General features: G+C 66.3%; 6 protein-coding genes and 3 pseudogenes. 5 read left to right on the top strand and 4 right to left on the bottom strand.

The window, feature by feature from the left end:
• The first annotated feature begins 213 nt into the window (after nt 1-213).
• From AC13HU_RS04220 to AC13HU_RS04235, 4 genes are all read left to right on the top strand, one after another.
• Complete coding sequence (locus tag AC13HU_RS04220) at nt 214-1566, top strand: NsdA family TPR-like regulatory protein (protein ID WP_483040353.1); 1353 nt, start codon at nt 214-216, stop codon at nt 1564-1566.
• A gap of 394 nt (nt 1567-1960) precedes the next feature.
• Nucleotides 1961-3298: a hypothetical protein gene (locus tag AC13HU_RS04225; protein WP_483040354.1), complete on the top strand. Its 1338-nt coding sequence runs from the start codon at nt 1961-1963 to the stop codon at nt 3296-3298.
• A 42-nt stretch (nt 3299-3340) separates the two neighbouring features.
• Nucleotides 3341-4015, top strand: coding sequence for a class I SAM-dependent methyltransferase (locus AC13HU_RS04230; protein WP_483040355.1), 675 nt, complete (start codon nt 3341-3343; stop codon nt 4013-4015).
• Nucleotides 4016-4035: 20 nt separating this feature from the next.
• On the top strand, nt 4036-4959 hold the full coding sequence (locus AC13HU_RS04235) for a glycosyltransferase family 2 protein (protein WP_483040356.1): 924 nt from the start codon (nt 4036-4038) through the stop codon (nt 4957-4959).
• A gap of 58 nt (nt 4960-5017) precedes the next feature.
• On the opposite strand, the gene AC13HU_RS04240 is transcribed toward AC13HU_RS04235, so the two are convergent.
• The 3 genes and pseudogenes from AC13HU_RS04240 to AC13HU_RS04250 form a co-directional block, all read right to left on the bottom strand.
• Nucleotides 5018-7651, bottom strand: a complete 2634-nt coding sequence (locus AC13HU_RS04240; protein ID WP_483040357.1) for a valine--tRNA ligase — start codon at nt 7649-7651, stop codon at nt 5018-5020.
• Nucleotides 7652-8029: 378 nt separating this feature from the next.
• Nucleotides 8030-9750: pseudogene (locus tag AC13HU_RS04245) on the bottom strand (relaxase/mobilization nuclease domain-containing protein).
• A pseudogene (locus AC13HU_RS04250) lies at nt 9747-9938 on the bottom strand (MobC family plasmid mobilization relaxosome protein); the annotation flags it as partial. The pseudogenes AC13HU_RS04245 and AC13HU_RS04250, both read right to left, overlap by 4 nt.
• Here AC13HU_RS04250 and AC13HU_RS04255 point away from each other — a divergent pair.
• Nucleotides 9936-10625 (top strand): annotated as a pseudogene (locus tag AC13HU_RS04255) (tyrosine-type recombinase/integrase); the annotation flags it as partial. The pseudogenes AC13HU_RS04250 and AC13HU_RS04255 overlap by 3 nt on opposite strands.
• A gap of 132 nt (nt 10626-10757) precedes the next feature.
• On the opposite strand, the gene AC13HU_RS04260 reads toward AC13HU_RS04255, so the two are convergent.
• Entirely contained in the window at nt 10758-11507 is a 750-nt protein-coding gene (locus AC13HU_RS04260; protein WP_483040358.1) for a hypothetical protein, read from the bottom strand.
• Nucleotides 11508-11604: the final 97 nt, after the last annotated feature.

Consider the following 11604-nt stretch of genomic DNA (forward strand, 5'->3'; position numbering starts at 1 on the left):
CCGCGTTGTGGGCAGGTTGGCACGGTCGCTGGATAACGGACGGCAGCCAATGGTTTTTGCCACGATGCCAACTCCCCTTCGTGCGACGACTTGTGGTCTGTTCGCCAAGCCAACCGCCGCTGTCCGAGAGCGGGTACCGTCGTGAGGGGTGTCAAAGGGTGTCACTTCCACTACAGCTCGCGGTCGTGCCGATCTGAGGGGTAAAGGTTCACCATGAAGTTGCCGAACACCGACCTCGCCAGATGGCTCGACCGCTCAGGCATGAGCCACAAGGAACTGTCCCGCCGAGTCAAAGCTGCAGCTCAGGTATGGGGCCAGCCGCATGTAACCCCGGATGCAACAACGGTGCGGCGCTGGCTGGCCGGTGACCGGCCGCGCCCGCCGGTGCCGGGAATCCTCGCCGACGTCTTCTCCGCATGCTTCGGATACAAGGTCACCACCTACGACCTCGGGTTGGGCGAGAGCAATACGGCGGAGCTCTCACTCGCGTACAACGCCTCGTTCACCGTTACGGTGGAAGCCGTCGCCGACTTGGGGAGAGCGGACGTGGACCGTCGAAGCTTCCTGGCAGCAGCACCCTTCGCCGCCGTAGCGGCTGTCGGGCCGTCCCGCGACTGGCTGCTCAACACCCTCGATCAGCACCCGGACCCCGGCCCACGCGTACGTCTCGGAGACGTCGTCGCCGTACGGAACATGTTCGGCGAGTTCCAGCGCATGGATGTCCTCCAAGGAGGAGGAACCGGCCGGCTCATCCTCGCCGAGTACATGAACCAGCACGTCTTCCCCCTGCTGCGCCGCACCTACACGGACGAGGTACGACAGGCGCTGTGCGAAGCGGCGGCCGAGCAGACCTACCTGCTGGGCTGGATGGCCTACGACAACGGCGAACACGGCATAGCCCAGCGCTACCTCGTCCAGTCCCTGCGCCTGTCCGAGGAATCCCACAACGCTGCCCTCGGCGCCCACGTCCTGGCGGGCATGGCTGACCAGGCCACTCTCCTGGGCAACCCCGAGGAGGGACGGCGCCTGGCCCAGGCAGGCCGCGCCGGGCTCGCCAAACGCACCTCGCCCGCGTGCCTGGCCGACCTGTGGGCCCTGGAAGCCCGCGCGCTCGCGAAGCTCGGCGAAAAGACCAGCGCCGCCCACGCCGTCGTGCAGTCCGAGGCCGCCTTCAGCCGCGTCCGTCTCGAAGAAGAACAGGAGTGGGCTGCCTTCATCGACCCGGCCTATCTCCATGGCGAACACGCCAACACCTTCCGCGACCTTGACGACGCGGACGCGGCCGAGCAGCACGCGCGTCAGTCCATTGACCACGCCCGCGCTCAACGACGCGCACGCCGAGGCGCCATGTCGCAGGCCGCCCTTGCTGCCACCCACCTGCAACGCGGCGACCTCGAAGCCGCGCACGCCGTGGGGCTGCGAACCCTGTCCCTCTCCCGGCAAGTGAAGAGTTCACGGTGCGTGGAGGCAGTACAGGATCTCCAGCGCCGGATGCAGCCGTTCGGAAACCACCGGCTGGTCGCGGACTTCAACGACAGGGCACGGGAGTTCGTGGCAGCTGCATGACTTAATGGTGGCCTGGACGGCTACCTGCTGGCGGAGCCGGGCGAGGTGTGTACCTGCCGCCCTGATGTCCTCACGCCTTCAGGTAGTGCTGGACCTGCCATGAGTGCCGCGCTCGCGACTCCGAGGCGGTGGAAGCGGTCGCCGCTAGCCTTTTCGGTTGCGGCGATGCCTCCGCCTACATCGCCGAGGCCGCCTCGCGCCGTACTTTGAAACCCCGCCGTGTCAGCGGCTGACGGGCACAGTTATGCCCGCATCTCAGCGCTCTTCCAATCGACGCTCGGATACTTTCCTCCATCGCCAGAGCGGCCTATGGCGATACCAGAAATCGGTCTAAAACCATGCATTTTTGGCTCCCTGGAAAGGCAGTTCTGTGACATCCGCCCATCATCTTATCGTGGTCGGTTTCGACGAGATCGTCGTCAATAAGTACCTTTCGTGCATTCGCGATGCCATCGCGTCGGGCCACATCGACTCCTACTCCATCGTCGACCTGGAGTCACAGAAAAAGGAAATCGAGAAGCGGATAGAGGCGACGAGTGTGAAGCCTCGTAGTGTCGTCTATCTGCCGGATTTCGGCGACCGAGTACGGGAAACTCCGCAAGAGCTCATCGCGGCTGCAGTCCAGCGTCTGCGAGTCCCCGGTGTGCCGACGATGATGTACATCGCCACCGAGGTGCGAGCCCACGAGGCGTATCTGCGATTCTGCGTGCAGAACCACATTGTCTCGCTGGTCGAGAAGCCGGTATTGGCGCCCGTCATTGACGGCCGGTTCAAGCCGTCGTGCATCACGAAGACCATGGAGGAGCTGATCGGTATTGCCTCCGGCTCCACCGCGGAACATTCGGTGATGACGCTGAGCCGGTACCACCAGATCTATAACCAGAAGGTCATCGCTTCGCTCAAGCAGAGGATGGAGCGGTGGGAAGCACCCTTGACTTCATTCCATCTCCGGGCCGCCGGTGGTGTGTGGAACCTCCAGCGTGAGTTTGAGAGCCGCGACGACCATCCGTACAAGTACGGCTACGGGATGATGATGCACGGCGCCTACCATTACGTTGACCTGGCGACCCAGATCCTGTCGCTCAATGCGGACCTGTTCCCTGAGCGGCAACTCCGCCTGGAGCTCATCTCCTTCGGGGCCTTTCCCATCGACCAGCACCAACGTGTCTCGCAGCCGATCGCCAGCAGGTTCCGGGACGCCGGCGCACGGTGGCTGGCTGACCCTGACAAGGGCTTGCGATTCGGCGAGACGGATGTGACCTCCGCGTTCCGCCTCATAGACGCAGGCACGGGGAGGACCATCTCACTCGGGACTTTGTCCTTCGAGCAGACCACGCCCTCCATCCGCGACTGGGCCGAACTCCCGGACAGCCTCTACAACGTCAATGGCCGCACGTCGAGCGTGAACCTGGAGGCCCAGTTATCGACGCTGTTCTCCACTCATGTTCACTGCTACGACATACCCCGCGGCGTCAGCGCGGACGGGATTGACGCGTTCGCCCGGGTGACCACACGTGCCAATGCCGCCCTTCTGCCCGAGGAGCAGTACGTGTCGGAAGAGTCGTTCGGCGGGCTGTTCCACAGCGACAGCAACCGCCAGCTCATGGAGCACTGGCTTCATGGTTCCGAGCACCGCAGTTCTCTTGCGAGCCACCTCCGTCCCATGCAGGTCACTGAAGCACTCGCTTCGTCAGTGCTTACTCCTGGGTGCCCGGTCGCGGTGCCTTTCTGAACGCCAATTGATCAAGACGTCCAGGTCGTAGAGGAGTCACTCATGAATCAGATTGTTTCGAAGGCGTCCCTGTATGCCTTCTATGCGGAGGCGATCCGGAGCCGCAGGAACACCGCGGAGAATCTCCAGGCCCCCACGTCCGAGCGGTTCGACGCGTTCCTGAAATCCGTCGGAGAGGGGGATTCGCGTACAGCACTGGATCTGGGGTACGGCGCTGGCGCCTACGCGATCGCTTTAGCGCGCGCAGGATTTCGCGTGTTAGCTGTGGACCAGATTCCCTGCGACTTGCTTCTTCGTCGCATCGGCGACACGGGAGAATGGGCCGACCGGATCGAACCGCGAGAATGCCTCGCCGAGGAATTGGCCATCGATGAGGACTTCGGTGTCATCGTCGCCAAAGACGTTCTGCATTACCTCGCAAGGTGCGACGTCGAGTCCCTGCTTATGAGTGCGGTGGCCCATGCACGTGGAGAGAATCACCACTACCTCGAAGTCTTCACGGGAATCATACGCACGTCCATGGACGCCAGTCTGGTGCGTATCGAAGGAGAGGCCGACTACTCCCCGGAAGACTTCCGACGTGCGATCGAGCGCATCTACGACGGATGGGACATCACGCTGCTCTGGTCCGAGCACGCGGAACAGGACACCCGGACCGGGCGCAACTGCTTCGAAGCGACCCGCGCCACGGTCATCGCGGCAAACCGGGCAGCCTGATCACAGACGGGGAGTACACCTTGAAACCGAACGTGCCCGAGGGGATCAGTTTCGTCATCCCCTGCTTCAACTCCGGGGGCTATGTTGTGGAAGCCGTGGAGTCCCTTGTGCAGCAGCCTCACGCCTTCCCGTACGAGGTCGTGGTCGTGGACGACGGCTCCAATGACCAGCCCACGCTCCGTGCCATCTCGCTGTGTGCCGGGCGCGCCGGGGTCCGCATCGTCCGCCAAGAGCACAGTGGACATCATGCCGCCAGGAACGCCGGCATCGACGCCGCGAGCTTCGCGTACGTCATGCAACTCGATGCCGACGACCGACTGGCCACGGCGCCCGAGCTGCTGGCGGCCGGCAGCTACCCGGATCGAGCCGTCAAGTTCCTCAAGTCGCATCAGGAGCTGGCCTTCGTCCACACGATGTCGCGAATGATCGGCGACTTCGAAGGGCTCACCATCTCCTCGTATCCCTGCCGCGAGGAGCTGATCTTACGCAAGCACCATGTGCCCACCTCGATCGTCTATCGCCGTGACGACGCCATCCGCGGTGGTCTCTACGACCCGCGCATACGCAAGTGGGGAGACTGGGCGTTCGCCGTGAACCTCATTGCGGGGCGCTTCCGCAGAGGGGCCGCCAACGACATCGTGTGCATCGCCGGCCCCATGCACGAATACCGGGTCCACTCCCGTACGCGACGGGTCTCCAACACCGAGGTGTCCGAGTTCGATATGACGCTGCTGGTGGTCGAGAAGAACCTCGACCTGTTCCAGGAGCGCCTCAACCGCGGCGACTCCGCTGAGGACATCACACGCGAGGTCCTCGCATCGAAGCCCTCGCGGCTCGTCGATCTGATCCGGATGGCAGGCTTCGACCTCGAACAGGCCCTGACGGTCGCCCGACAGCGGGAGTTCTCCTTGTCGAGCCCCTTCGAGGACCTGGGCATCCCCTAAGAACCGGCTTGTGAAGGAAGCCCTGGACGATGCGTTCGGGGCTTCCTTCGCTGGTCGACTACTCCGTTGCAGGCAGACTGCTGATCTGGTTCGACAGCCGGACGATGTCCGCTTCGGCCTTCACGAGGCGAGTACGGATCTTCTCGACCACGTGGTCCGGGGCCTTCGCCATGAACGACTCGTTGCCGAGCTTGGCCTCCGTCTGGGCCTTCTCCTTCTGGGCCGCGGCAAGATCCTTGGCCAGCCGCTTGCGCTCGGCCGCGACATCGATGGTGCCGGACAGGTCGAGCGCGACCGTGGCGCCGGCGATCGGGAGGGTCGCCGTGGCGTTGAACCCGTCGCCCTCCGGCTGCAGGCGCAGCAGTTGGCGGACGGCAGCCTCGTGGGCGGCGAGGGAAGTACCGGACAGGTCCAGGCGTGCTGGGACCTTCTGGCCGGGCTGCAGTCCCTGGTCGGCGCGGAAGCGGCGCACCTCGGTGATGACCTGCTGGAGGTTCTCGACCTCTGCCTCGGCGGTGGCGTCCCGGAACCCGCTGTCCTTCGGCCAGTCGGCGATCACGACGGACTCGCGGGAGGTGAGGGTGGTCCACAGCGTTTCGGTCACGAACGGGACGATGGGGTGCAGCAGGCGCAGCGTCACGTCGAGGACTTCGCCCAGGACGCGTGCCGAGACCTTGGCCGCGTCGCCGCCGGCCATGAACGTCGTCTTGGACAGCTCGACGTACCAGTCGAAGACCTCGTCCCAAGCGAAGTGGTACAGGGCATCAGCGAGCTTCGCGAACTGGTAGTCGTCGTAGTACGCGTCCGCCTCGGCCACGACCGTGTTGAGCCGGGACAGAATCCATCGGTCGGTGGCCGAGAGCCGCTCGGCCGCGGGCAGCTCGCCCTCGATCGTGGCGCCGTTCATCAGCGCGAACCGCGTCGCGTTCCAGATCTTGTTGGCGAAGTTCCTCGACGCCTGGACCCAGTCCTCGCCGATCGGCACGTCGGTGCCGGGGTTGGCGCCCCGCGCGAGGGTGAACCGGAGGGCGTCGGAGCCGTACTTGTCCATCCAGTCCAGCGGATTGACGGTGTTGCCGAACGACTTCGACATCTTCTTGCCGTGCTCGTCGCGGACCATGCCGTGGAAAGCGATGGTGCGGAAGGGGGCCTCCCCGTCCATCGCGTACAGGCCGAACATCATCATGCGGGCGACCCAGAAGAACATCAGGTCGTACCCGGTGACCAGGGCCGAGTTCGGGTAGAACTTGGCCAGGTCCTCGGTCTGCTCAGGCCAGCCCAGGGTGGAGAAGGGCCACAGTCCGGAGGAGAACCAGGTGTCGAGGACGTCGGTGTCCTGCTCCCAGCCCGCGCTGCTCGGAGGCTGCTCGTCGGGTCCGACGCACACGGTCTCGCCGTTCGGGCCGTGCCAGACGGGAATGCGGTGGCCCCACCACAACTGCCGTGAGATGCACCAGTCGTTGAGGTTGTCGACCCAGTCGAAGTAGCGCTGGGAGAGGTCGGCGGGGTGGATGTTCACCCGCCCGTCACGGACCGCGTCTCCTGCGGCCTTGGCGAGCGTCTCGACCTTCACCCACCACTGCAGGGACAGCCGCGGTTCCAGCGTCGTCTTGCAGCGCGAGCAGTGCCCGACCGAGTGGACGTACGGCCGCTTCTCGGCGACGATCCGGCCCTCGGCCCGCAGCGCGGCGACGATCGCGGAACGCGCCTCGAAACGGTCGAGCCCCTCGAAGGGACCGTGGGCGGTGATGACTCCGCGCTCGTCCAGGACGGCGATCGACTCGAGGTTGTGGCGCTGGCCGATGGCGAAGTCGTTCGGGTCATGGGCGGGCGTGACCTTGACAGCACCGGTGCCGAACTCCGGGTCGACGTGCGTGTCGGCAACGACGGGAATCGTGCGCCCGGTGAGCGGGAGCTTGATCCGCTTGCCGATGAGGTGGGCGTACCGCTCGTCGTCCGGGTGGACGGCAACCGCCGTGTCGCCGAGCATCGTCTCGGCGCGGGTCGTCGCCACGACGACGGTGTCCTCACCCTCCCCGTACTTCAGGGAGACGAGCTCGCCGTCGTCGTCCTGGTAGTCGACCTCGATGTCCGAGATGGCCGTCAGGCAGCGCGGGCACCAGTTGATGATGCGCTCTGCGCGGTAGATGAGGCCGTCGTCGTACATCTTCTTGAAGACGGTCTGGACGGCGCGGGACAAGCCCTCGTCCATGGTGAAGCGGTCACGGCTCCATGCGACGCCGTCGCCCAGGCGCCGCATCTGTCCGGCGATCTGACCACCGGACTCGGCCTTCCACTGCCAGACCCGCTCGACAAACGCCTCTCGGCCCAGGTCATGACGGGACTTGCCTTCCTTGGCGAGTTCCCGCTCGACGACGTTCTGCGTGGCGATGCCCGCGTGGTCCATTCCGGGCTGCCACAGCGTCTCGTAGCCCTGCATGCGCTTTCGGCGGGTGAGGGCGTCGATCAGCGTGTGTTCGAAGGCGTGGCCCAGGTGGAGAGACCCGGTGACGTTCGGCGGGGGGATGACGATGGTGTATGCGGGCTTCTCGCTCTTCGCATCGGCTTCGAAGTAACCGCGCTCTACCCAGCGCTCGTACAGCGGCCCCTCTACCTCAGCCGGCGCATATTGGGTCGGCAGTTCGGGGGCGCTGTTCAGCCCGGTTCCGGGGCGCTGGGTGTCGTCAGTCACGACGGCCATTCTACGGCTCTGGCGCCCCCGACCCGCCTGAGTATCCACGCATGGCCCGAGTGCGGCCGGGACGGGAGAAGTGGCCGCACGAAGGCACTTTACGTGTGACCGAAAACACTCTCGTGCGGCCGATAGCAGCCTATCTCCCCGGCCTGGTGTGATTGCAAATCTGCAAGCCGCTGGGTACGCCCGTCGAGCGGTCCCGCGGCCCGTACAGTCGTAAAACCCTGTCTGGGCAGGCGCCGTGTTGTCCTGGACTGCACGGCAGACGTGCAAGAGCTGTGCGGCAGCCTGTGCGCTTTCTGTGGTCGGTTGGGCTTGGCGCGATGCGCCGACCGGGGATGTCCGAGCTTCGAGCGTCACTGCGCCCTTCACTCGCTACCGATGATGACGCTGGTGATCTTTCGGGATCGTAGGGCGCGGCGGCGTCGGTCCATTCATGCGCTGGCGTGTGGGCGAGTGAAGACTAGATCGCAGGAGAGCCGCTTCCGCTCGCGGGTTCGGGGCCGGATTTCGGGCCGTGTGTTGGATACGGGCGAGCAGGACACGGGCTGGCATACGGGCGGTGTGGAGTTCGCGTTGCTCGGCGGCTTCTTTCAGGAGCCGGACTGGCTTGTGGCCGCCGGCTTCGGCGTCGCCGAGAACCGTGGCGAGGGCCGGCCAGTCGGGGTCGGCGAGGATACGGGCGGCGTGATCGGGGACTGCGGCGCGTACGTCGTTGGCGAGGGTGGTGCGGGCGTCGGGGTTGGGCTGCCGTCGGACAAGGGCAGCGAGCTGGGGCGCGGCTGCCTGGGCATAGGCGGCTTGCAGGTGCTGGACGGTTTGACGGGCGGCGGCGGTCTGTTGGGCGTGGCCCCGGGCCTGGTGCCAGCGGCTGGTAAGGATCGCGGACCAGATGAGGGCGGACAGCAGGACGGCGAAGGCGCTGCCGTCCTTGCCGGTGCCCGCGTTGACGAGGTCCCGGGCGGCGGTACGCAGCCCTACGGCGGTGCTGTGTTCGGCACGGATCTGGGAGCGCTGGGCGTGGGCGAAGGCGCGTGCTGCCGTCCGGAGTTCGGCGCGGAGTTCTGCGGGGGCGGCCTGGGCGGTGGCTTCGATCAGCTCGCCGAGGGCGGCGATCTGGGCCTGGCTGCGGGTGCCGGCGCTGTCGCCGGGATCGCTGATCTCGTGGCTGAAGGTGTCGAGGGCTTCAGTGGCTCGGTGCCAGGGTGTGCCGGGTCGGTTGCGGCGGGCGGTGGGGTACTCCTCGGGTGTGCTGGCCTCCAGGCGGGCTTTCAGCTTGGGGAGGGTGAGGTCGGGCGCGATCTTCCCGCCGGGGTGGTAGATCTGCTGGCCGTTCTTGTCGAGGTCGCCGGGGCGGCCGGCGGAGTAGCCGAGGAGGTCGCCGGACGGGCCGCGGCGCGGTTTGACCATGACGCCGCTGGCTTCGAGGTAGGCGAGGAGTTCCTCGGTGTTGGTGGCGTGGGGGATGGCGGCGCGGATGCGGTCTTGGAGCCAGGCGCGGCTGGTCTGTTCCCAGCCGAGCCGTTCGGCCTTGTGCATCTCGGCCTGGCTGGGGGCGCGGGTGGCGGTACGGTCGCCCTTGCTGAGCCGGCGCAGGCCGTAGTCCTTCTCGATCTGGCGGCAGGCGTCGCCGACCCGGATGCCGCTGTCGTGGAGTTTGGGTCGGCGGCCGTCTTCGCGGACGGTGGTGGCGAGGATGTGGATGTGGTCGTCGGCGTGGCGCACGGCGATCCAGCGGCAGGCGAAGTCGTCGCCTTCGGGGGCGATGCCGGCGGCGGTGACGATGCGGTGGGCGATGTCGGCCCATTCGGTGTCGGACAGGTGGCGGTCTTCTGGGGCGGCGCGGACGGGGCAGTGTCAGACGTGGTCGGCGACGGGCTTGCCGAACTCGCTGTTGCGCAACGTGACGGGGCGTCGAGGTGGCGGGCGAGTTCGGTGAGGGTGGCGTTCTCGTCGCGGCCGGGGTCGGGCAGGCCGAGGGTGGCGAAGGCGGCGACGATGTGCGGGTCGAGGTGTTCGTCGCTGCGGCCGGGGCCGTAGAGGTAGGCGAGCAGGCCGCGGGTGTTGGCCCCGGAGGGCTTGATGGCGGCGATCACGGGCGTCCCACCTCCGTGTCGTCATCAGTGGGCTGGCGCAGGGCTTCGGCGATCGTGACCAGCAGGTGGTGCAGTTCGTCGAGGCGTTCGCGGATGTCGGGTGGGGTGGAGGCGCTGTTGAGGGCGCGTGCGATCTGGTTGACGTTGTTCCCGATGCGGCTGAGCGCACGCAGGACCTGGGCACGGAAGTCCTGCTCCTCCTGGAGGTGGCCAACCGCGAGCGGAACGCCGCTCGCTGGGTCATCGCCTTGGCGCTGGGCCTTCGCCAGGGCGAGGTCCTCGGGCTCAAGTGGACGGACGTTGGCTTCGAACTGGGGGTCCTCGTCGTTCACCGAGGCCGGCTGCGGCCCCGCTATCAGCACGGCTGCGGCGACACGTGCGGTCGAAAGCCCGGTTACTGCCCGCAGAAGGTCAACATCCGCCGCGAGACCAAGGAGACCAAGTCCCGTGCCGGACGGCGCCCCATCGGTGTCCCCGACGAGCTGATGAAGCTCCTCGCGCAACACCGGGACGCGCAGGACCGCGAACGCATCCTTGCCCGCGACCTGTGGGTGGAGAAGGGATACGTCTTCACCTCACCGACCGGCGAGCCGCTCAACCCCAACACGGACCACCACAAGTGGAAGGAACTGCTGGCGGCCGCCGGGCTGCGGGACGGCCGACTGCATGACGCCCGGCACACAGCAGGCACCATCCTGCTCATCCTTGGCGTCTCCGACACCATCGTGGACTCGATCATGGGCTGGGAACCCGGCCAGTCCGCGCGCATGCGCCGCCGCTACCAACACCTCACCAACCGCGTCCTCAAGGACACAGCCGACAAGGTCGGCGGACTGCTCTGGACCCGCCCGGACCAGCAGCCTCCCGCCGTCTGATCTGGGTAGCAGCAATCACGGACAGCAGAGGGCCCGCGCCGGCGAACGGCGTGGGCCTCTGAAACTGCGCGGTTCGAGATTCGACCTCGCCTGCCGGAGATGCAGGATGCCTGCTGGCGTAAGCGGCGACGGCTACCGGTTCTTCTTGCGGGATGCCTTCACTTGCTTCTGCTGCCGTTTCTTGGTCTGTGCTGCACGCCTCCGCGCAGCCAGAACCTGCTTCTCTTCTGGGGTGAGCATGGCTTTACGGAGGGCGGACTCCAGGAGCTGTTCGTCTTCCCCTAGCCAAGCTGGGCTCCGCCCCGCACCTGTCTCGTCGTTAGTTAGGGCCGCCGTAAGCTCGTCCTGCAGGTCTTCGGCACGGTCGTAGTTGATGATCTCGATCGGTGCACCGTAGACGACCCCAGGCCCGGCGGGGGTCTGCTCGAACTTGTAGTCGTTGTAGGCAACGACCGCGCCTCCGATACCTCGGGCGTCCCCCTTCGGGAGATCGGCTCCGTACATGTTCGAAGCCTCGCCTCGGCGGCCTTCCGGGCTGCTCAGGAAAGGGCACACCATAGCGGCGTAGATCATGCACGTACGGTGGCCAGGAGCCTCAGCCGTAGGGGCGTTGTTGAGGAACTCCTTACCGAGGCTGAGGACGGCATCGATCATTTCCGCTTCGTCCCCATCGACGACCCGCCACACCGGCCCAGGCTGCATCTCCCGGCCGCAGACCGTGCATCGACGCTCGGCGACGCAAAGAAACACCCGGCCCATGCTGGTGCTCGCGAACTGAGGGGTTCCGTCCTCCCAGGGGGTGATCGCCGGCACGGGGTACCCGCGTTCGTCTCGCGGGCGGCTGGTGATGCCGGTGGGCATGGTGACGTCGGCGACTCGCATTCAGCGGATATATGGCTCGGCTGGCCGACCGCGCCTGCTCTTCAAGAACACCGCTGACAAGATCAACGGACTGCCCTGAACCCGCCCGGACCAGGAC

It is taken from the genome of Streptomyces sp. NH27 (genome assembly GCF_056859195.1).